We start from the raw sequence: 22,083 nt of genomic DNA, 5'->3' as shown, positions 1-22,083 counted from the left end.
GCTCGGGCGCGGGCCCCGCGCCCCAGGCGTCGTTCTGCGCAGGCGGCGCGGGCGGCGGAGCGCCCCAGCCGTCGTTCTGCGGCGCGGCCGGTGGGGCGGGAGCGGCAGCCGGGCTCGCGCCCCAGGCGTCGTTCTGGCCGAACTTGGCCATCTGCGGCGTGGCCTGCGGCAAGGATGCCTGTGCGGAGGCCTTGTTCAAGCCGAGCGGATCACGGTTTTCCTCGATCGGCTGGCCGAAGCCGCCGCGTGCCCAGTCGACGACATTGCCGTCCGCGATCTTGCCCCAGATGTCGTCGGGGCTCGCGACCGGCGGTCGGTCGGGCGCGGCGCTCGACCAGTCGGAGGCCTGCTGCTGCTTCTCGACATGCGGCTCCCATGCGGATTGCACGGCGGGGAGGGGTACGCTGGCCGAGGGTGCCCAGCCCGAGGCGACCGGCGGCGGCGCGGACGGCGTGGGCGAGCCCCAGCTTGCCGCGCGGTGCGCGTCGGGCTTCGCGAGCGACGGGCCGGTCTGCGGCTGCCATCCGCCACCACCGCCGGGTGCGGGCGAGGAGGACGGGGCACCCCAGCCACCGCCGCCGGGATCGCTGGCAGGCGGCGGGGGCGAGCCCCAGCCGTCGTCGGACGCGGGCGGGCTGCCCCAGCCGCCATCATCGACGGGCGGCGGCGCGGGCGGAGCGTGGCTCGCCCAGCCGCCCCAGTTGCTCTGCTGCGCGGCGGCGGCCGCTTCCGATTCCTTCTCGATCGCGACCGCAGCGACGCCGGTCAGCGCCGCGACGACCTCATACTGGCCGATCGTGAACACGTCGCCGTTCTCGATCCGGCGCGGGCCCTCCATCCGGTCGGGCGAGCCGTTCAGGTGGGTGCCGTTCATGCTGATGTCGACGAAGGAGTAAAAATCGTCGGAGAACTGGATCTCGCCGTGCCGTGACGAGATGTAGTGGCGCGGATCGGGCAGGCTCCAGTCGCACGTCGGCGACCGCCCGATCAGCGCGCCGCGGCGATGCAGCACGAGTTCGGTCGGCATGCCATTTTCGAGTCGATCGAAGTTTCGAATCGTCAGCGTCAACGTCATGTCTACGAGAGTGCCCCAATTCCTTTCGAAGCAACAGCTTCCGCGAGTGCCAGTGCGCGCTCGAACAGCAGCTCGGGCGCGTCGGTGCGATACGCCGCGGTCGCGATCGCGCCAACCGCGAAGCGCGCGGCGGCCTCGGGCGGGGGCAGGACCGGCGGCAGATCGGGCAGCGAGATCGACCCGCCCGAATAATAGACCGCGAAGCCGAGCAGCCGCTCCGGCTCCCGCGGGCTCGCCGCCTGTGCCGCCTCGTGCGCGGCATGACGGTTCGCGTCCGTCGGATCGCCCAGCCAGCGCAGGCAGTAATCGAGCGTCTGGCGGTCGCGCAGCTTCAACTCGCGATTGCGCGATTCCGTATCGAGGATATGCGCGGCCCAGTTGATCGCTTCGAGCCGGGGCAGCGCAACGCCGATGAATTCGAGCGCGGCATAGGTGCCGCCCTCCTCGGCGCGCACCTTGTCGTAGTGCGCACGGACGGAGACGGCCGGGTCAGGCAGCGAATCCTCGTCGTGCCCGGCCAGTTCGGCGACCTGGCGGGCTTCGGTGAACCGTATGATGCTCCACTCGCTCATTTCCCCCGCCTCAACCCGAATTGATCTTGACCATGCCGCCCGTGACATGGGTCATGCCGCCGCTGAGCGTCGCATCCATCGCGCTCGCCTTGAATTCCAGGCCGCCGCTGATGTCCACCTTGTTGGGCGCGCTGATCGTGATGCCGAGATTGTCCATGACGATCTTGGACGGCCCGACCTGAAGAGTGATCTTCGTATCGGCCTTCAGAATATACTCGGCGTGCGTGGTGATCTTGTAGTTCTTGGTAATCTCGGTCGTTTGCGCACCCAGGATCGTCAATTTCTGATTCTCGCCGATGTCCAGCGTTTCGGATTTGTCGATCTTGCTGGTACGGTTCTCGTGAATCTTGACCGTCTCGTTCTTCATCACCTCTTCGTTGCGGTCCTTGCCGATCTTGATCTCCTGATCATTGCCGACATGGTGCGATTCCTGGTAGCGAACGCGCGTCTTCATATCCCGATTGGCGTGGATGAAGATTTCTTCCTTGCCGCCATTGTCGTCGAAACGGATTTCGTTGCGGCCAAGGTCGCCGCTGTCGAGCGTCATCGTATCCGGGTAATCGCCCTGCTTGTTCCAGGTCTTGGTCGCCCACAGCGCCTTGGTCTTTTCCTCCGGCAGCTTGTAGATCGGCATGTTCGACTTGTTGAACACGCGGCCGACGACGAGCGGGCGATCGGGATCGCCGCCGAGGAAATCGACCAGCACCTCGTGCCCGATGCGCGGCAGGATGAGGTTGCCGAGGCCGCCGGTTTGCGACACGCGGATCCAGCAGGTCGATTTCTCGCCGGGCGTGTTCGCGCGGTCCCAGTGGAAGCGGACCTTCACGCGGCCGAATTCGTCGGTGTAGATATCATCCCAGCCGGTCGGCCCCGTCACCACCGCAGATTCCAGGCCGGTCACGACCGGGCGCGGCGTGACATGCGGCGGCTGGAAGAACGTGGCGGCCGGGATCGCTTCGAAACGGACGTTGAACTCGTCCTCGTACATCATCTCGCCGGTGCGATACGTCTCGGCGGCGATGCTGTGATAGGTCGATGTGATGAGATAGGCGCCTTCCATCCGCGGCACTTCCTCATGCTTGCTGATGGTCATCTTCGTGCCGACCGAGAGACCGCTCGCCTGAGAGGTGCCGGTGAAGACGCGACGCTGCGAGCGCATGCCGTGCAGCAGCCGTTCGCTGCGATCCTGGCCGATCGTCTCCTGATCTTCCTTGTTGCCCTGTTCGAAGGAAAAGCGGCCCGGGTAGTGATAGACTTCGCGGTTGTCGTTGGGATGTTCGAGTTCGCCGGACTTGGTCGAATGCAGCGGCTTGTCGGGCACCTTGAAGTCGAAATCGCGGATCGTGACCTTGGCTTCGCCGGTGGTCGACACGCGCTCGTGCCAACTCTGCAGGAAATGCTGGCCCTTGCCCCAATCCTCCGATTCGGCTGCGAACAGGCCCTTGGCTTGCGGGTTGTAGACGAGGCTGGCGGGCTTGCCGTCCTTGTGCGCGTGCGGCGCATCGCACAGCACCATGACGTGCCGGTCCTTCTCGTGCCGGAAGAAGTAATAGATGCCTTCTTCCTCCATCAGCCGCGAGATGAAGGCGAAATCGCTTTCCTGATACTGCACACAATACAGTCGCATCGGCAGATCGACCGCGCATTCGTATTCGACATCGGAAATGCCGCTGCTCTTGAAGACATCTTTGATGATGTCGAGCGCGTTCTTGTTCTGAAAAATCGCCATGTCGCGATTCTGCGACATGAAATAGGCAAACGGCTTCAACGTCAGGCGGTAACGATGGCCGCTTTTTCCTTCGCTATGATAATCGCCGGATACCAGCAGGCCGTGGAAATACCGCAGAACCTTGCCGTCTTCCTTGACGCTGAGAGAACAGGCCTTGCCGAGGTGCGGATGTAAATCGACCTCAAGCGTCGCCAGCACGTCCACCATGATGGTGAACTGTGTGCTGAGCGCTTCGATACATTCAATACTCTCAAGGTCGACCTGCTCATCACCCAGGTCGATCGACATTTCCGTCAATCTCGATACAGGAACTAAGGGCATTTTCCGGACCTCCCCCGCCGTGTGGATGCCGCGACCTTGGGTTCTATCGGCAGTCTACTAAGCATTTTGATTGTCCGCGCAACGGCCCATAGTGCGCTCTTAAGCATGTTAGCACATAAGAAGCGAATACTTCCAGCTTGCTAGTGACCGGCTGCAAGTGGTAAGGACTCCAGTAATAAGTCGCATTCGTAACGATTCTTTTCTGGGGATATAGGGAAAATGCGTGTCGTTAAGCGATCATTGGCGCTCTCATGCGCCGTGACAGGTCTGCTTGCATTCGCCGTTCCGGCGTCTGCGCAGACTGCGTCGAACGCTCAGGAGCCGAGCGTTGCAAGCTACCTCTGCACTTTCGCGGGCCAGTGTGACGGTCAGCCGGCACCCGAGACCGTGACCAAGGAAGCGCCGGCGACCAAGGGCTTCCGCCTCGCCCGCTCCGCGCCGCAGGCCGCCACGCCGACTCAGGCCGCCCCTGCGACCAAGGGCTTCCGCCTGGCGCGCGCGGGCCAGCCTGCCGAGCCGGTCAAGGTCGCCGAGACCGCGCCGCAGACCAAGGGCTTCCGCATCGCCAAGGCTCCTGTCGCCGCGACGCCGCAGGTGCGCCGCCCCGGCCGGACCGAGGTTGCCGAGGCGACGACCTCGCGCCGTCCGTCGGTGGAGTCGGTCGGCCGTGGCCAGCGCGCCGATCTGTCGATCGGTTTCGAGTTCGGCTCTGACCGGATGACGGACTCGGGTGTCGCGACCGCCAAGATCTTCCAGCAGTCGCTGATGTCGCCGGCTCTGTCGGGCAAGCGCTTCCTGATCGAAGGCCACACCGATTCGGTGGGCGATGCCGCGCGCAATCTCGACCTGTCGCGCCGCCGTGCGCAGGCAGTGGCGGACTATCTGATCGGCCACGGCGTCGACTCGTCCCGTCTCGAGGTGAAGGGCCGCGGTTCGGAAGAGCCGCTGGCGGGTCATCGCAAGGCTGATCCGGCGAACCGCCGTGTCGAGGCTGCGCTGATTTCCTGACACTTTCCTTCGGGGTGGGGGGTTTCGAAGTGGCGCCATCTACGCGCAACGTAACGGGTGTGTCCGATGCTGGCTGAGGATCTTCTCAAGCCGGTGTCGGATGACGCGCCCACGGGTGCGGATCTCTATGACGATCCCGAGCGGCAGGAAATCGAGATCGCGTTCGAGGAGGACGCGGGCTCGGTCGACTGGCGCAACATCATCAAGCTCATCACCGGGCAGATCGGCCGCACCAAGGACATCTGGCTCGCCATCTATCTGATGCGCGCAGGTGCGCATAAGAGCGAGCTCGGCACGGTGCAGGCGGGCGCTGAATTCCTGGCCGGCATGTTCGAGAATTACTGGCCGTCGATGTATCCGCAGCTCGACGACTATGGATTCCAGGGCCGCAAGGGCCCGTGCGAGTCGCTGACGAAGATCGGGCCGTTCATCGGGCCGCTGAAGCGCATGGTGCTGATCGCGCATCCCCGCCTCGGCAACTTCACCGGCGAGGATCTGATCCGTTTCAACACCGAAGGCGATGCGGCAGACCGTTTCGGCATGTTCCGCCACGCGGTCACCGAGACCGACGTGGCCGATCTGCAGGCGGCGCTCGCGTCGTTCGACACGATCCGCTCCGCCATCAAGCGCTGCGACATCGTGCTGATGGCCAATGCCGACGGCGACACCGGCACCGATTTCAACCCGACCTATGAGGCGATCGACGCGATCCGTGCCGGTCTGATCCCCTACGCCGGGCTCGAGCCCGAGGCCACGCCGGAGGAAGACGGCGCGGCCGACTCGGGCGGCGGTTCGTCCGCCGCCAGTGGTGGCGACGGCCCGCGTATCGGCGGCCGAGTCGAATCGCGCGACGATGTCATCAAGGCGATCGACGCGATTGCCGATTATTATCAGCGGCGTGAGCCGGGCAGCCCGATTCCGGTCGCGCTTCGTCGTGTGCGGACGTGGGTGCCGATGGATTTCATGGCGATTTTGCGCGACATCGCGCCAGCGGGTGTGTCAGAGGCCGGCGCGGTGTTGTTGGCAAAGCCAACAGAAGAAAGTTCTAGCTCAAGCTGGTGATTGACGTGCATTACGTTTCGTAATTGTATAGTTGAGATTTAACGAACAGGCGGGGTGATAACATGGCCAAGAGCGGACAGAAGTTCATCAAGGAAAATCGGGCACCTCGCGTTCACATCGAATACGAAGTCGAAACCTACGGCTCGCGCCAGAAGGTGGAGCTTCCGTTCGTGATGGGCGTGTTGTCGGATCTTTCGGGCAAGAGCCTGGTCGAAAAGAAGGAAGTCTCCAAGCGCGACTTCACCGAATTCGACATGGACAATTTCGATCAGCGCATGGAGGCGATTGCGCCGCGCGCGGCTTTCACTGTCGACAACACGCTGGCAGGCGACGGCAGCAAGCTCGGGATCGATCTGACCTTCAACAACATGAACGATTTCTCGCCCGGTGCGATCGCCAAGAACACGCCGGCGCTCGCCAAGCTGCTCGAGGCGCGTCAGCAGCTCAGCGACCTGATGGTCTATATGGACGGCAAGGACGGCGCGCAGGAGCTGCTCGACAAGGTGCTGAAGGATCCGGCGCTGCTCTCGGCGCTGTCGAGCGCCAAGTCGGACGACGCGGCCAAGGGCGAAGGCGAAACGGCGGAATAATTGCCTGCGGGCTAGGGAAGAGGCGGGAACATGGCTGAAGAAGCACTCCAATCCGACGGCGGTTTGCCGCAGGCCGAAGCTTTTGCGTTCGACGATTTCTCGTCGTTGCTGCAAAAGGAATTCAAGCCGGCCGACGACGTTCGCAAGACGCGCATCGAAACGGCGGTCCAGACGCTTGCCCAGCAGGCGTTGCAGGACGCGGCGGTGATCGGCGACGACGTCTATTCGACGGTCGATGCGATGCGTGCGGCGATCGACCGCAAGCTGACCGAGCAGGTCAACCTGATCCTGCATCACAAGGAATTCCAGGAACTCGAATCGGCCTGGCGCGGTCTCAACTATCTGGTCATGAACACCTCGACCGGTAAGGACATGAAGATCCGCGTGATGAACATGTCGAAGGAGGAATGTCGCAAGATGTTCCGCCAGTATCGCGACGCGGCGTGGGACCAGAGCCCGCTGTTCAAGAAGATCTACGAGTCGGAATTCGGTCAGCTCGGCGGTCAGCCATTCGGTGCCTTCACCTGCGACTATGCGTTCGATCACACCGCCCCGAACCTCGAAGTGCTCAAGGGCCTTTCGAAGATCGGTGCGGCGGCGCACGCGCCGTTCATCGCCGCTGCCGCGCCGCCGCTGTTCGGCATGGACAGCTGGACCGAGCTCGCCAATCCACGCGATCTGGGCAAGCTGTTCGAAGCGCAGGAATATATGGCGTGGCGCACGTTCCGTCAGTCGGACGACAGCCGCTACATGGCGCTGACGATGCCGCGCTTCCTGGGCCGCCCGGTCTATGGCGCGACGACCGAGCCGGTCGAGGAGTTCGATTTCGAGGAAGAGACCGACGGCGAGCACGACAAGCATCTGTGGGTCAATGCGGCCTATGCGATGGCGACGCGCATCACCGAAGCGTTCAACACGTATGGCTGGTGTACGCGCATCCGCGGCGTGGAATCGGGTGGCACGGTCGAGGGTCTGCCCACGGCGTCGTTCCCGACCGATGACGGCGGCGTCGACATGAAGTGCCCGACCGAGATCGCCATTTCGGACCGTCGCGAGGCCGAGCTTTCGGCCGCCGGCATGCTCGCGCTCATTCACCGCAAGAACACCGACCAGGCGACGTTCATCGGCGCGCAGACGCTCAACCGGCCCAAGGCCTATGAGAATGCCGACGCGACCGCGAACGCCAATCTGTCGGCACGCCTGCCGTACATCTTCGCCAGCACGCGCTTCGCACATTATCTGAAGTGCATGGTGCGCGACTGGGTGGGCGGCAATCGCGAAGCGGCACAGCTGCAGCGCGACCTGAACAACTGGGTGCTCCAGTATGTCGATGGTTCGCCGGCGACGTCGAGCGAGACGACCAAGGCCCAGCTTCCGCTCAAGGATGCAAAGGTCGAGATCATCGCGGATCCCGAGAATCCCGGTTACTACCAGGGCAAGTTCATGTTCGTGCCGCATTACCAGCTCGAGGGCATGGATATCGCCCTGAGCATGGTCTCGCGCCTGCCCAAGGGTTAAAACGCCAGAATACAGAAATATAACACCAGCAGTATGTTGGGTCGGCTAGTGCGCACTTGTGCGCTTCTCAAAGGAGGTTGCTATGTCTGTTAATATGTTCCTGAAGATCAATGGTATCGATGGTGAATCGCAGAAGGAAAACCACAAGAACGAAATCGACATCACCGATTTCCACTTTGGTGCGACCCAGACGGCTGCCTGGCACACCGGCGGCGCCGGCGGCGGCGCGGGCAAGGCCGATGTCACCGGCATCACGATCAGCAAGCGCGTCTGCAAGGCGTCGGTGAACCTGTTCAAGGCCTGCGTCACCGGCAAGCACATCACCGACATGACGATCTACGCGCTGAAGGCCGGCGACGGCGAGCAGCCGATGGTGTATTACACGATCAAGCTGACCGACGTGATCATCTCCAACTTCGACAACACCGCGCACATCGAAGGTGACTCGGTGCTCGAGTCGGTCGCGCTCACCGCTGCCAAGTTCGAGTTCGAATATCAGCCGCAGAGCAACACCGGTGCGAAGGATGGCGGCGCGATCAAGTCGTTCTTCGATATCCGCCAGAACATCGCTGGCTGATCCGAAAGGTCCGCAGATCATGCCGAATGCGGACGAACTGCTACGGGCGGGCGATCTCGACGGTGCGCGTGCTGCACTGGTCGAGACCGTCCGCACCGAGCCGGCGAACGTGCAGGCACGGATGTTCTTGTTCCAGTTCCTCGCGCTTGCGGGGGAGTGGGACAAGGCCCGCCGTCAGCTGGCGACGATCGCCCAGATGTCGGGCGAGGCGCAGATGCTCGCCATGGCATACGGCCAGGCGATCGACGCCGAGGCCGAGCGCGCCCAGGTCTTTTCCGGCGCGGTAAAGGCGCGTCAGCACGTCGAGTCCGAATGGGCGAACGGCGTGATCGACGCGATCCACCATTTCGCCAACGGGCGCATTTCCGAAGGTGACGACGCGCGCGGCGCGGCCTTCGATGCGGCGCCTGATACGCCGGGTGAGCTCGACGGCGAAGCCTTCGAGTGGATCGCCGACGCGGACGGGCGCTTCGGCCCCTGTTTCGAGGCGATCATCGCGGGCAAGTACGGCATCCAGCCGTTCGACCAGGTCGAGACGATCAAGAGCGAAGGCGCGCGCGACCTGCGCGACATCCTCTGGTTCCCCGTCCAGATCGCCTTCAAGTCGGGCCAGTCGGTCGCGGCGATGCTGCCGGCGCGCTACCCCGGCACCGAATTGTCCGACCGGATCGACGAGAAGCTGACCAAGGCCACATCGTGGATCGATCAGGACTGGGGCCAGTCGGGCGTCGGTCAGCATCTCTGGTCGCTGTCGACCGAGAACGAGCATGGGCTGCTGTCGCTGCGCACGCTCAGCTTCACCTGATCTCCCGTGGCGGTAAAGCAGCGCCTTACCCCGACCCTATTCGACAAGCTTGTCGCGGACCTGGAGATATCGGGCCTGCGCGACATGAGCGGCGAGAGCGTCGAGGTGAGCCGCGAGAATTTCCGCTATTATTCAGTGCCCAAGCTCGAACGCTTCAACGAAGCGGCGCTGCGCAACACGATCCGGCGTGAGCTGGCCTGGCTGCTCAACACCACCAACCTCGAGGCGCTCGACGATCTCGAGCCCTATCCCGAAGTGCAGAGCTCGGTGCTCAATTACGGCCTGCCCGATCTGGCCGGCAAGGCGCTGACCAAGCGATCGATCCTCCAGCGCGCGCGCGAGATCCGCAAGGCCGTGCGGCTGTTCGAGCCCCGCCTGGACGAGCGCAGCCTGAGCGTCACGCCCGCCACCGACGAGCATGGCACGAACGTGGAATTCGTGATCCAGGGCGACATCACCAACGCGACGCAGTCGATGCCCGTGAAGTTCCGCACCGAACTCGACCCGGATACGGCCTCCGTCGACGTGCGGGAGTAGCGCGATGGACCCGCGCCTGCTGCGATATTACAACGACGAGCTCGCCTATCTGCGCGAAGCCGCGCGCGAATTCGGCGAGGAGCATGAGACGGTCGCCGGCCGCCTCGGCCTGAAGACGCCGACCGATCCCGATCCCTATGTCGAACGCCTGCTGGAGGGCGTCGCCTATCTCGGCGCGCGCGTGCAGCTCAAGATGGCGGATCAATATCCCGAGTTCACGCACCACCTGCTCCATGCGGTGCAGCCGCATTATCTCGCGCCGATGCCGTCGATCTGCGTGGCGGGGTTCGAGCCCAAGGATGGCGATCCGGCGCTCGCCAAGGGCCATCTCGTCCCGCGCGGGACGGAGCTGATCGCGACCGCGACCGAGCAGGACAATGCGCCCGTCCATTTCAAGACCGGGCACGACGTGACGCTCTGGCCGATCCGCATCAGCGAGGTCGAATATCTGGCGAGCCGCGCGGCGATAGCGCCCTATACCGCCGCTGCCAACGTCCGCGCGGAAGCCGGCATCCGGTTGCGTTTCGAATCCACGGGCGGCGCTGCGCTGCCCGATATCAACCCGATGTCGCTGCCGATCTATCTTGCGGGATCGGAAAGCGTGCCGGGCGAACTCTATCGCCAGCTCGCAGGCGAGACGATCGCGGTGCTGGCGCGCTCCGGCGATGCGGTGTCGGGGTCGTGGATGTCGCTGCCGGTGCCGGGCCAGGTCGGTTTCGAGGACGATCAGGCGCTTTTGCCCGCGGAGCAACGGTCTTTCCGCGGCTATCGCCTGCTGTCGGAATATTTCGCCTGTCCCGAGCGATTCCTTTTCGTGGACGTGAAGGAACTCGGCCGCGCGTTCAAGCAATCGCCCAAGACGTGCGACGTCGTGCTGCTGTTCAACCGGTCCTCGCCGGTGCTGACGGGGGCGATCGACGTGTCGAACTTCCGGCTGTTCGCGTCGCCCGCGATCAACCTGTTCGAAAAGCAGCTCGACCGCGTGCAGGTGAAGAAATACCAGCACGAATTCCACGTCGTGCCTGATCGCACCAAGCGCTACGATTTCGAGGTTTTCCGCCTGCTCGAGGTGAAGGCCTATGCGCGCGACAATGTCGATCCGCGCACGGTCGCGCCGCTCTATGCGTTCGGGGCACTGCTCTATGACTGGCGCGAGGCGCTATTCTATTCGACGCAGTTGCGCCCGCGCGTCCTGGGGACGCGCGAGCGGCGGCTTCGGCGGCGCGGCGAATATACCGGCACCGACACCTGGCTGACGCTGACCTCGCCGGGCGATCCGACACGGCTGGACGACGTACACGAGCTGTCGGTGCGCGCGCTCGTCACCAATCGCGAGTTGCCCGAGCTGCTGACATTTCGTGGAGACAATCATTTTCAGGTGACGGGCGTGCCGGCGCGCGCTGTCGTGGTGCTGCGCGCGCCGACGCGCCCGCGCCCGCCGCTGGCGAGCGGCGATGCGGCATGGCGCGTGATCGGGCATCTGACGCCCAATTACATGACGCTCGCGCCCGAGGATCACGACGACCCCGCGCTGCTGCGCGATCACCTCGCGCTCTACGGTACGCAGGACGATGCGTCGCTCAGGCGGCAGATCGACAGCGTCATCTCGATCCGCAGCCGCAAGATCGCGCGGCGCGTGCCGGGGCTCGACCGCATGGCGATCGCGCGCGGGCACCGGATCCGCATCAAGCTCGACGATGGCGGTTTCGAGAAGGCGCGCATGTTCCTGTTCAGCGCCGTGCTCGAACGGTTCCTGGCCGAATTCGCCAGCATCAATTCGTTTACCGAATGCAGTTTCGAAAGTCCGAATGAAGGGGAGTTCGCGCAGTGGCCGCCGAGGATGGGCCGACAGCACAACATCTGAGCTTCGTGGCCGCGATCGCGCCCGAGGCGCGGCGGTACGGGCTGTTCCCTGCGGTGCGGGGGGTGGAGGCGCGTTCGCCGTCGCTGCCGCGCGTCGGCCGTGCGCGCATGCCGAGCCAGAGCGCGGTCGATCTCGCGCAGGTGCCCGCGCTCGCCTTTCCGGCGCCGACGCTGGAATCGGCGGAGTTCAAGCATGGGCGCCCCCAGTTCAACGGCTACTGGCTGGGGCTGACGGGGCCGATGGGCGCGCTGCCGATCCATCTGACCGAGTTCGCCTATTACGAGCGGCGCTATGCGAAGAAGCGGCCGTTCGGCGGCTGGCTCGACGTGCTCGCCAATCGGATGCTGCAATTCTTCTACCGAGCGTGGGCGGATTCGCAGCCCGCGGCCCAGGCCGACCGCCCCGATGACGACCGTTTCGCGCGGTACATCGGCAAGCTGTCAGGCGCGACCGAAGGGGCGGGCCCCGATGCGCTGTTCCCGGCGCGGGCGCGGCTCCATTATGCCGCGCTGTTCGCGTCGAAGCGCAGCGCGGTCGCGATCGAGGATGCGCTCGGCCATCTGCTCAACCAGCCGGTGCGCGTGCTGGAATATCAGCCGCGTTGGCGCGATATCGAGCCCGGCGACCAGACCCGGCTCGGCCGCGACTTCGCGACGCTGGGCGGAGACGCCATGTCGGGCAAGCGCGTGCTGGTGGCGTCCGACGCGTTCCGCGTCGTGATCCGCGCCAATTCGATGACCGAATTCAAGGCGTTGCTGCCCTCGGGTGGGCGCTTCGCGATCGCGCAGGAGGCGTTGGACGCCTTCGCGCCGAGCCATCTCGAATGGGATATCATGATCGAGATGGCCGAGAAACACGCCACCCCCGTGCGCCTCGACGGCAACGGGCGGCTCGGCTGGACGGGATGGGTCGGACCGGGGAAAACAGACCGGATACGTGCAGATGTTCATCTTACAAGGCGTGCCGTGCGCGCACGCCCAGCGATGGGGGAAATGAGACTATGAGCGAGATCAGCCGCACGGCCCTGTTCGGCCGCCTGAACCCGACCGCCCTGAAGGCGATCGAAACCGCGACCAGCTTCTGCAAGATGCGCGGCAACCCGTATGTCGAGCTGGTCCACTGGATCCACATCCTGCTGCAGGATCCGCGCAACGACTTCGCGGCAATCCGCACGTCGTTCGGGCTCGACGATACAAAGCTGACCAAGGATGTGGTCGCGGCGCTCGACGCGCTGCCGCGTGGTGCCACCTCGATCAGCGATTTTTCGCCGCAGATTGAGGAGGCGATCGAGAAGGGCTGGCTCTACGCCTCGCTGCAATTCGGCGCGGGCCGGGTGCGGACCGGGCATCTGCTGTACGGCATGCTCAAGACGCCGACGCTGAAGAACGCGCTGTTCACGATCTCGGGCGAATGGCGCAAGATCGCGGCCGAGAAGCTCGGCGGCGAATATGACAAGCTGACCAGCGCCTCGATCGAGCAGACGCAGCGCGATGCGGGCCCGGCGGCGGGCGGTTCGGCGACCGACAGCGCGGGCGAGCCGCAAGCCGGCGGTGCCGGCGAGGGCGAGGCGCTCAACAAATTCTCGATCGACCTGACCGCCAAGGCGCGGTCTGGCGAGATCGATTCGATCATCGGCCGCGACGCCGAGATCCGTCAGGTGGTCGATATCCTGCTGCGTCGCCGCCAGAACAACCCGATCCTGATCGGCGAGGCCGGCGTCGGCAAGACCGCCGTCGTGGAAGGCTTCGCCAAGCGCATCGCCGACGGCGACGTGCCGCCGTCGCTGCAGGGCGTGACGTTGCGCACGCTCGACATCGGGCTGATGCAGGCGGGCGCGAGCGTGAAGGGCGAGTTCGAGAAGCGCCTGCGCCAGGTGATCGACGAAGTGGAGTCCTCGCCGAAACCGATCATCCTCTTCATCGACGAGGCGCATACGCTGATCGGTGCGGGTGGTGCTGCGGGTACGGGTGATGCCGCCAACCTGCTGAAACCGGCGCTGGCGCGCGGGCGGCTGCGCACGATCGCCGCCACGACCTATGCCGAATATCGCCAGTATTTTGAGAAGGACCCGGCGATGACCCGCCGCTTCCAGACCGTAGACGTCGGCGAGCCGGAGACGCCCAAGGCGATCGCGATGATCCGTTCGGTCGCGCCGATGATGGAGAAGCACCACAATATCGTTGTGCTGGATGAGGCGGTGGCGGCGTCGGTGGTGCTGTCGCAACGCTACGTCCCCGCGCGGCAGTTGCCCGACAAGGCGGTGAGCCTGCTCGACACGGCCTGTGCGCGCGTTGCGGTGTCGCAGCATGCAACCCCGGCGCAGGTCGAGGACCGCAAGCGCAAGGTCGAGCTGCTCGAGGTCGAGCGCGAGGTCGCCGCACGCGAAGTCAGCGGCCAGTACCGCAAGGACGATCGCGTCGCGAAGATCGACGAGGAGCTGATCGTCGCGCGTGGCGATCTCGACGCCATCAACGCGAAATGGGCGAGCGAGAAGGCCGCGCTCGAACTGTTGGTGTCAGCGCGGAAGGCGCTGACCGACGCGCGCGAGGCGGCTGGCGAGGTCGCGCCCGCCAATGAAGAGGAGCTCAAGGCCGGGCTCGAAACCGCGATCGCGGGGATGAGCGAGGCGCAGGGCGACAGCCCGATGGTGTTCGGCGTGGTCGATCAGGACGCGGTCGCGGCCGTGATCGGCGACTGGACCGGCATCCCCATCGGCCGCATGGTCAAGGACGAGATCCAGTCGGTGCTGACCATCGCCGACAAGCTGAAGGCGCGCGTCGTCGGGCAGGATCACGCGATGGACGCCATCGCCAAGCGCATCCAGACCAGCCGCGCCAAGCTCGACAACCCGAACAAGCCGGTTGGCGTGTTCATGCTCTGCGGCCCCTCGGGCGTCGGCAAGACCGAGACGGCGCATGTCCTCTCGGAACTGCTGTTCTCGGGCGCGGATTCGATGATCGTCATCAACATGAGCGAATTCCAGGAGGCGCACACCGTCTCCACGCTGAAAGGCGCGCCGGCCGGTTATGTCGGCTACGGCCAGGGCGGCGTGCTGACGGAAGCGGTGCGGCGTCGGCCCTATTCGGTCGTCCTGCTCGACGAGGTCGAGAAGGCACACCCGGACGTGCATGAGATGTTCTTTCAGGTGTTCGACAAGGGCTTCATGAACGACTCCGAAGGTCGCTTCATCGACTTCAAGAACACGCTGATCCTGCTGACGTCGAACGCCGGCACCGATCTGGTGATGAGCCTGTCGGAAGACGAGGAGATGAAGCCCGATCCCGAGGCGCTGGCGACGGCGCTGCGGCCGGAACTGCTCAAGGTGTTCCCGCCGGCGCTGCTCGGCCGTCTGCTGGTGCTGCCATACTATCCGCTGACGCCGACGATGCTGGGCGGCATCGTCAAGCTGCAGCTCAACCGCATCGTCAAGCGCATCTTCGAGAACCACAAGATCGCGCTCACCTACAAGCCCGATGTGGTCGACCTGATCGTCTCGCGCTGCAACGAGGTGGCATCGGGCGGGCGCATGATCGACGCGATCCTGACCAACACGATGCTCCCCGAAATGTCGATCGCGCTGCTCGGCAAGCAGATGGACGGCGAGGAAGTGGCGGCGATCACGGTCGGCGTCGCGGCGGACCAGAGCTTCACCTACGACTTCGTGATGAAGGGCGACGCGGCGGCCCCGGCGCTGGTCGCCGAGGTGATCCACACGGTCGAGATCACCGACAGCGACGATGCCCCGGCAGCGCCGGCGGTGGAAGCCGAGGTGGCCGCCGATCAGTCGGAACCGTCGCCCGCCGAGTGACGTGGAGTCCAGCCGGCGCGCGTCCGTGACGGCGCGCGTCGGTTCGATCCAATGAAAGCACCGCGCGCCGGTCTATGGCGCGACGGGAAGGACGCGCCGCCGATTCGTCGGAAGCGAGCGGCGGCAGACGGGGAACAAGAGTGACAGCCGAATCCAGCCTCGCGACCATCACCGCCTATGACGAGATCGAATATCCGACCTCGATCTTCAACCCGACGCAGCCCGATCGGCTCGCGACGGTCGCCCGGCTCGCGGGGCTGAATCCGCCGCCGGTCGAGACGGCGCGCGTGCTGGAGATCGCCGGGGGCGACGGCATGAACCTGCTCGCGTTGGGGGTGGCTTATCCGGGGGCTGAGTTCATCAGTTTCGATCTCGCGCAAACGGCGGTGGCGCGGGGGGAGGCGTGGCGCGAGGCGGCGGGGCTCGACAACGTCAGGGTGCTGACGATGGACATCCTCGACGCGGCCGACGCGCTCGACGGCGAGTTCGACTATATCATCGCGCACGGCCTCTATGCATGGGTGCCGCAGCATGTGCGCGACGCGACGATGGCGCTGATCGGGCGCAAGCTGTCGGCGAACGGCGTCGCCTTCGTCAGTTACAATGCGCTGCCGGGCGGGTATCTGCGCCATGCGGTGCGCGACGCGCTCAACTTCGCGCTGGAAGGCGTGCCGCGCGAGGATCGCAAGGCGGTCGCGACGCAGACGCTGGAGGCGCTCGCCGCCGAGACGCCGCCGCCCGAATTCGCGCCCGTCACGGCGTTTCGCGAATCCGCCAAGCAGGCGCTGCGCAAGGGCTGGCCGGTGTTGTGCCACGACGAGCTCGGCGATTCCTTCAAGCCCGAGGCGCTGATCAATGTGGTCCGCAATGCCGAGGCGAACGGCCTGCGCTTCCTCGGCGATGCCGACCGCGAGCGCATGTCCGACACGTTCCTGCCGCCGAACGTCGAGGCCGACGAGGATGTCGAGACGCAGATCGTGCGGCTGACGCAGGCGAGCGACTACCGCAATTTCAACTTCTTCCGCATGACCCTGCTGGTGCGGGCCGAGCAGGTGCCGTCGCGCAGCCTCGACCACGATGCGCTGAACGACCTCTACGTGTCGTCGCGCGCGATCCGCCACGCGCCGGGCACGTACCGCATCACCGAGAAGGCGCTGGAATTTTCCGACGACGTGCTGATCGCGATGATGGACCGGCTGGTCGACGCCTATCCCAACCGCATCAAGGTGAGCGACCTGGTCGACAGCCCGGAATTGCGCACGGTGATCTTCCGGCTGTTCGACGCGAGCTTCGTCGATCTTTCGACGCTGCCGCCGATCTGGGCGACCAGCGTCAGCGAACGGCCGCTCGCCAGCCCGCTGGTGCGCACGATGCTGGCCGAGAAGATGACGGTCGTCTGCCGGCTCGATCACCGGCTGATGACGATCGGCGACGATGCGGCGCGGCGGTTGCTGGCGCAGCTCGACGGGACGCGCACCCGCGCCGACCTGACCGAGACGGCGCGGGCGGTCGGCCTGATGGACGACGCTGCGCTGGAAGGGGCGCTCGCCTCCTACGCGCGCGAATGTGTGCTGGTGGCGTGAAGGCGGCGCTCGCTCTCGCGCTGACATTCGTCGCGGCGGACCCAGCGGCCGCACGCGCGCCGCTGCCGGCGACCGTGCGGCATTTCATCGCGCGGCGCGACGAATGTGATCATTTCCGCGGCGAAGTCGAATATGACAAGGCACGCGCGGCGGAGATGGCGGCCGCCTTTGCCAAATATTGCAAGGGCAGCGATGCAGACCTGGCGCGGATCAGGCGCCAATACCGGCACAACCGGCTCGTACTGAAGGCCGTGTCGGGTTATGAAACGCGGATCGAATAGGGGCGGATCATGCCGGTTATTTCTGCACCAGTTGGACTGCGGTCCCCCAATCGGCCCGGCGACGTGACGGTCGTTCAGGAATTCCTGAACCTGCGCATCGCGACCTTCAATATGCCGCCGCTGCGCGTCAACGGCACGTGCGACGACAAGACGATCACCGCGATCCGCATCTTCCAGACGCGCTGTATGGGATTGTGGAAAGCCGACGGGCGTGTCGATACCACCGGCAAGACACTGGCGGCGCTGGCCGATGTCAGCCTGCCCAACCTGACGCGCAACCGCAACGTGGCCAGTGCCGCGGCCTACCGGCTGAGCGGCAAGGACTGGTTCGCGCTCAACGAATCGAAATATCCCAACAGCTCGCGCCTCGCCGATCTGACCGCGGGGTTCCAGGCCAAGGCGTCGGCCTTCGTCGATGCGCTGCGGCTGGCGCAGGCGACGGTGGTGATCAGCGCGACACAGCGCAACAAGACACGCGCCTGGCTGATGAACGCGGCGTGGCGCATCTCCACGGGTGAGGCGAAGCCCGGCGACATCACCCCGCCGCCCGATTCTTCCTGCGACATCATCTGGGATCACGGTGACGACAAGGAATCGCGCAAGGCGGCGGCGGAGATGGTCGAGCTGTTCGACATCGCCTACCGCCCGTCGCTGACGTCGAACCATATCAAGGGAACGGCGGTCGACATGACGATCACCTGGTCCGGGCCGATCGAGATCAAGGACGCCGGCGGCAAGACGCACAAGCTCGATCGCCCGCGCAACGGCGCGGAAAATTCCGATCTGCACAAGATCGGCGCGAGTTACGGCGTCAAGAAACTGTTGTCCGACCGGCCGCACTGGTCCGCCGACGGCCATTGATCCGGCTCTTTTCCTTCTCTTCGTAAAGGTATCTGCCAGTGTGGAATGCGGGCTACATCTCTGAAATCGAGTATATCTTCGGCTATTTCAGCGAATTGTCGCCGACCCGGCTGAAGCTCGCCCTGCTCTCGCGCGGGATCGCGCATTCGGTGGGGGACGAGCCGACCTATCTGGAACTCGGCTTCGGCCAGGGTCTGTCGCTCAACATCAACGCGGTGACGAGCGCGGGGCGTTTCTACGGCACCGATTTCAACCCCTCGCAGGCGGCGCACGCGGCCAAGCTGGCGCAGGCGAGCGGCAAGGACGTGACGATCTTCGACCAGTCGTTCGAGGAACTGGCGCAGCGCGACGATCTGCCCGAATTCGACATCATCGCGCTGCACGGCATCTGGTCGTGGATCTCGCAGGATGGGCGCAATGCGATCCTCGACATCGTGCGGCGGCGGCTGAAGCCGGGCGGCATCCTCTACGTCAGCTATAACGTCACGCCCGGCTGGTCGCCGGCGGGGCCGCTGCGCCATCTGCTGAGCGAATATTCGAAGCGGGCGGCGACCGGCCCGATCCTCGGCCGCGTCGACCAGTCGATCGCCTTCGTCGAGAAGGTGATCGGCGCGGATGCCGCCTATTTCGCCGCCAACCCCGGCCTTGCCGACCGGCTCGCGCAGATCAAGCAGCAGGACCGTACCTACGTCACGCACGAATATTTCAACGCGCATTGGCACCCCGAACCCTTCGCCGAAATCCACGATGCCTTCGCGGAGGCGAAAGTCACCTTCGGCGCATCGGCGAGCATCATCGACAATATCGAGGCGGTGAGCGTGCCGACCAACGCACGGCAGGTGCTGGAGGAGATCCACGACGACGTCCTGCGCGAGACGGTGAAGGATTATTTCATCAACCAGCAGTTCCGCCGCGACATCTTCGTGAAGGGTCCGCGCAAGATGCTGCGCTCCGAAGTGGCGCAGGCGTTCCGCGACATGCAGTTCGCTTTGCTCGGCGATCCCGCGCAGCGCCCCAAGACGGTGCGCACGGCGGCGGGCGAGGCGACGCTGAAGGAAAGCATCTACGAACCCGTCGTGATCGCGCTGGCGCTGGCCGACCGCAAGCCGCTGTCGATCGACGCCATCCGGCAGAACCCGGATTGCGCGAAGCTGACCAACTGGGAAATCTGGGAGGCGCTGCTGCTGCTGGTCGGTATCGGCTTCGTCGCGCCGGTCGCCACGACGACGCTCAGTGCCGACGACCAGGCGGCGGCGCTGCGCCTCAACCGCGAAATCTGCCGGCGCGCGCGCTTTTCCGGCGCGATGCAATATCTGGCCGCGCCGCTTACCGGCTCGGCGATCTCGGTCGGGCGGATCGAGCAATTGTTCCTCTACGCCCGCGCAGAGGGCGAGGCCGATATCGTCGACTTCGTCTGGAAGATGCTCGACGAGCAGGGCGAGCGGCTGATCGTCGATGGCGAGACGCTTGAGGATGCCGATGCCAACCGCAAGCGGCTGGCGGAGATGCTGGAGGTCTTCCTGATCGAGCAGGTGCCGGTGCTGCGTGCGGTCGGAGCGATCGGCGAGGGCGAGCGGCTGTTCTGAGCGACGCGCGACTCCCTCCGTACGAATACCGGGACGCGCCGTTTCGGGCAGGTTCCGCTTTGCGCGGCGGCAAAATAGGGTAGATTGCCCCAATTCGGGCACCCGCAGGGAGGCCCGTTACGGATGGGCGTCGCCGGGGCCGACGGCACCTGTCGATTTATAGCCACAATGCACCCGCAAAGTGGCGGCGGAGGGTGTGGAAATGCCACCGCGAAATCGTCAATGGTGTAGGACGCCCAAAACGTTCATACTCTCGATTGGATCCGGGCAACGGCGAGTGAATGCGTAAAATAATTCTCACCACGATCGGCACGCTGGGCGATCTTCACCCGATCATCGCCATCGCGCTCGCGCTGCGCAGGCTCGGCTTCCGGCCGGTGCTGGCGGTGGCGGAGGATCAGGTTGCGAAGTGCCGCAAGGCCGGCCTGGAGGCGGTGCCGGTCCTGCCGGGGTTCGACGCCGTCCGCGGCCGCATGGGCCTGAGCGAGGACGAGGCGGTCAAGCGCCTGCTCGGCAATCAGCGTGAGATGCTCGATCAGGTGCTGATGCCGGCGCTGCCGACCAGTACCGAGGCGCTCGAAACGGTGGCGCAGGATGCCGAAGCGATCGTGACGTCGAGCTTCGTGTTCGCCGCCCCCATCGTCGCCGAAAAGCTCGGTATCCCGCTGGTGTCGCTGGTGCTGCAGCCGATGGCGATGCTCTCCGCCTTCGATCCGCCCTGCACGCCCGATTTCCGCATGATGAAGCGCGCGCCGGTCAGCCGCGTGGGCCGGTCGTGGAATCGCTTCGTCTATAATTCGATGCGCGCCGCCATCCACTGCATCTACTCGCGCCGGATCGACCGTGTGCGCGCGAAGCACGGTCTTGCGCCCAAGGGTGCGATGCGGCTGCTCGAGGCGCACGAATCCTCGCTGTTGACGCTTGGCACCTATTCGCCGCGCTTCGGTGGGATGCAGCCCGACATGCCCGGTAACGTGCGCATCGTGGGCTTCCCGGTGTTCGACAGTTGCACCGGCGCGGCCGAGAAATTGCACCCGGCGATCGCGAAGTTCCTGGCGGACGGCCCGGCGCCGATCGTGTTCACGCTCGGCAGTTTCGCGGTGAATTGCGCGGGCGCGTTCTACGACGAGGCGGCGGCGGCGGCGAAGCTGCTCGGCCGGCGTGCGATCCTGCTGACCGGCGGAACGGGCGAGCCGAGCGTCGAGGGCGATATCCTGCGCTGTGGCTATGCGCCGCATTCGCTGCTGTTCCCGGCCGCCTCGGCGATCGTCCATCATGGCGGCGCGGGCACGACGGGCCAGGCGCTGCGCGCGGGCAAGCCGCAGATGATCGTGCCGCACATGGGCGACCAGCACGATCACGGCGAGCGGATCGAGCGGATGGGCCTCGGCCTCACGATGCGTTCGAACAAGTTCACCGCCAAGCGTGCGGCCGAGCGGATCGCGCGGCTGTTCGACGATCGCTCCTACGGCAACGAGGCGGTGCGTATCGGCAAGCTCGTGGCGCGCGAGCGCGGCGCGGAGACGGCGGCGCGCGCGATCGCCGATGCGCTCGACCGGCAGCGCGGCGACTTCACGCCGTTCGTGCGCGAGGCTGCGGTCGCCTGACCTCGGGCTCTCCCGCATCGGCCCAGTCGGTGCGGCGCGGCAGCCAGGGGTTGGGGAACAGCAGCGGCAGCTTCACGAACAGCAGTTCGCGGTGGACCCACAGATCGACGAGCCGTTCGGAGCGTTTCGCCTGCGGCCGCCCAGTGCGCACCAGCCAGTCGCGATAGGGCTGCCAGTGGCTCGGCTCGTCGCGCTCGATGATGCGGAAGATGCGCACCAGCACCGGGTCCGACCGCACCAGTGGTGACTTGAGCAACGTATCGACCTGCCGCATCCCGCGCATCTCGGTGAGCATGATGACGCGGCACAGGCGTTCGAACAAAGCCTCGCTGGCGATCACCGCCTTGGTGTCGAGATCGTCGATGGTCGATCCGAACACGATCTCCACGAAGCGGTCGATATGGCCGCACGCCCGGTCGACCGCGAGCGGCATCCGGCCCTGCAGATCGAACCAGCGGCGGAACATGACGTAATGCTTGCGCTCGTCGGCGCGGTGCTTGTGGATCGCGGCGATGAAGGCCGCGTCGTCGGGGCAATGCGCCTGCACCGCCTCCAGCACGCGGTCGATGCTCGTGTAGCCGCGATGTTCGTTGTAGATGTAGATCGAGCCGAGCACGTCGAGGTAGCGGCGTCGGAAACGAGCGAACATGTGGCATCACCCCTGCGGCGCGCGACTGCTCCCGGACCGCCCTCTTGGGC

The 22,083-nt window shown here is 65.3% G+C and carries 19 protein-coding genes; 15 read left to right on the top strand and 4 right to left on the bottom strand.

The window, feature by feature from the left end:
* The 3 genes from Q5H94_RS19795 to Q5H94_RS19785 form a co-directional block, all read right to left on the bottom strand.
* Positions 1-1,027, bottom strand: a 1,027-nt coding sequence (locus Q5H94_RS19795; protein ID WP_304562983.1) for an FHA domain-containing protein, incomplete at its 3' end; no start/stop codon positions are given.
* A 50-nt stretch (positions 1,028-1,077) separates the two neighbouring features.
* A complete protein-coding gene (locus Q5H94_RS19790; RefSeq protein WP_304562982.1) occupies positions 1,078-1,647 on the bottom strand; it encodes a DUF6931 family protein in 570 nt (189 codons plus the stop codon).
* A gap of 10 nt (positions 1,648-1,657) precedes the next feature.
* Positions 1,658-3,664 carry a type VI secretion system Vgr family protein gene (locus tag Q5H94_RS19785; protein ID WP_304562981.1) on the bottom strand — a complete coding sequence of 669 codons (2,007 nt, stop codon included), beginning with the start codon at positions 3,662-3,664 and terminating at the stop codon, positions 1,658-1,660.
* 420 nt (positions 3,665-4,084) lie between these two features.
* Here Q5H94_RS19785 and Q5H94_RS19780 point away from each other — a divergent pair, with 420 nt between their 5' ends.
* The 15 genes from Q5H94_RS19780 to Q5H94_RS19710 all read left to right on the top strand — a co-directional run bounded on the left by Q5H94_RS19780 (position 4,085) and on the right by Q5H94_RS19710 (position 21,384).
* On the top strand, positions 4,085-4,705 hold the full coding sequence (locus Q5H94_RS19780; protein WP_304562980.1) for an OmpA family protein: 621 nt from the start codon (positions 4,085-4,087) through the stop codon (positions 4,703-4,705).
* A 66-nt stretch (positions 4,706-4,771) separates the two neighbouring features.
* Positions 4,772-5,767 (top strand): type VI secretion system protein TssA, encoded by a 996-nt coding sequence (locus tag Q5H94_RS19775; RefSeq protein ID WP_304562979.1) that lies wholly within the window; start codon positions 4,772-4,774, stop codon positions 5,765-5,767.
* Between the two features lie 62 nt (positions 5,768-5,829).
* A complete protein-coding gene (tssB, locus tag Q5H94_RS19770) occupies positions 5,830-6,357 on the top strand; it encodes a type VI secretion system contractile sheath small subunit (protein WP_304562978.1) in 528 nt (175 codons plus the stop codon).
* Positions 6,358-6,387: 30 nt separating this feature from the next.
* On the top strand, positions 6,388-7,875 hold the full coding sequence (gene tssC / locus Q5H94_RS19765) for a type VI secretion system contractile sheath large subunit (RefSeq protein ID WP_304562977.1): 1,488 nt from the start codon (positions 6,388-6,390) through the stop codon (positions 7,873-7,875).
* A gap of 82 nt (positions 7,876-7,957) precedes the next feature.
* Positions 7,958-8,452 carry an Hcp family type VI secretion system effector gene (locus Q5H94_RS19760; RefSeq protein ID WP_304562976.1) on the top strand — a complete coding sequence of 165 codons (495 nt, stop codon included), beginning with the start codon at positions 7,958-7,960 and terminating at the stop codon, positions 8,450-8,452.
* 19 nt (positions 8,453-8,471) lie between these two features.
* Positions 8,472-9,257, top strand: coding sequence for a type VI secretion system accessory protein TagJ (locus Q5H94_RS19755; RefSeq protein ID WP_304562975.1), 786 nt, complete (start codon positions 8,472-8,474; stop codon positions 9,255-9,257).
* Between the two features lie 6 nt (positions 9,258-9,263).
* Positions 9,264-9,794, top strand: coding sequence for a type VI secretion system baseplate subunit TssE (gene tssE / locus Q5H94_RS19750; protein ID WP_304562974.1), 531 nt, complete (start codon positions 9,264-9,266; stop codon positions 9,792-9,794).
* A gap of 4 nt (positions 9,795-9,798) precedes the next feature.
* Positions 9,799-11,658 carry a type VI secretion system baseplate subunit TssF gene (tssF, locus tag Q5H94_RS19745; protein ID WP_304562973.1) on the top strand — a complete coding sequence of 620 codons (1,860 nt, stop codon included), beginning with the start codon at positions 9,799-9,801 and terminating at the stop codon, positions 11,656-11,658.
* Positions 11,622-12,662: a type VI secretion system baseplate subunit TssG gene (gene tssG / locus Q5H94_RS19740; protein WP_304562972.1), complete on the top strand. Its 1,041-nt coding sequence runs from the start codon at positions 11,622-11,624 to the stop codon at positions 12,660-12,662. The genes tssF and tssG overlap by 37 nt, the downstream gene beginning before the upstream one ends.
* Positions 12,659-15,466 (top strand): type VI secretion system ATPase TssH, encoded by a 2,808-nt coding sequence (gene tssH, locus Q5H94_RS19735; RefSeq protein ID WP_304562971.1) that lies wholly within the window; start codon positions 12,659-12,661, stop codon positions 15,464-15,466. The genes tssG and tssH overlap by 4 nt, the downstream gene beginning before the upstream one ends.
* Before the next feature lie 140 nt (positions 15,467-15,606).
* Positions 15,607-17,049: a class I SAM-dependent methyltransferase gene (locus Q5H94_RS19730; RefSeq protein ID WP_304562970.1), complete on the top strand. Its 1,443-nt coding sequence runs from the start codon at positions 15,607-15,609 to the stop codon at positions 17,047-17,049.
* Entirely contained in the window at positions 17,046-17,330 is a 285-nt protein-coding gene (locus Q5H94_RS19725; protein WP_304562969.1) for a hypothetical protein, read from the top strand. Before Q5H94_RS19730 ends, Q5H94_RS19725 begins: the two co-directional genes overlap by 4 nt.
* A gap of 9 nt (positions 17,331-17,339) precedes the next feature.
* On the top strand, positions 17,340-18,191 hold the full coding sequence (locus Q5H94_RS19720) for a peptidoglycan-binding domain-containing protein (RefSeq protein WP_304562968.1): 852 nt from the start codon (positions 17,340-17,342) through the stop codon (positions 18,189-18,191).
* Positions 18,192-18,229: 38 nt separating this feature from the next.
* Positions 18,230-19,777, top strand: a complete 1,548-nt coding sequence (locus Q5H94_RS19715) for a class I SAM-dependent methyltransferase (RefSeq protein WP_304562967.1) — start codon at positions 18,230-18,232, stop codon at positions 19,775-19,777.
* A gap of 281 nt (positions 19,778-20,058) precedes the next feature.
* A complete protein-coding gene (locus tag Q5H94_RS19710) occupies positions 20,059-21,384 on the top strand; it encodes a glycosyltransferase (RefSeq protein ID WP_304562966.1) in 1,326 nt (441 codons plus the stop codon).
* Here Q5H94_RS19710 and Q5H94_RS19705 read toward each other — a convergent pair.
* On the bottom strand, positions 21,350-22,033 hold the full coding sequence (locus tag Q5H94_RS19705) for a ferritin-like domain-containing protein (RefSeq protein WP_304562965.1): 684 nt from the start codon (positions 22,031-22,033) through the stop codon (positions 21,350-21,352). The genes Q5H94_RS19710 and Q5H94_RS19705 overlap by 35 nt on opposite strands.
* Positions 22,034-22,083: the final 50 nt, after the last annotated feature.

Source organism: Sphingomonas immobilis (genome assembly GCF_030580995.1).
Lineage (GTDB): Bacteria > Pseudomonadota > Alphaproteobacteria > Sphingomonadales > Sphingomonadaceae > Sphingomonas > Sphingomonas immobilis.
The sequence above is the reverse complement of the archived record's forward strand: the minus strand, read 5'-3'. Positions and strand labels throughout refer to the sequence as shown.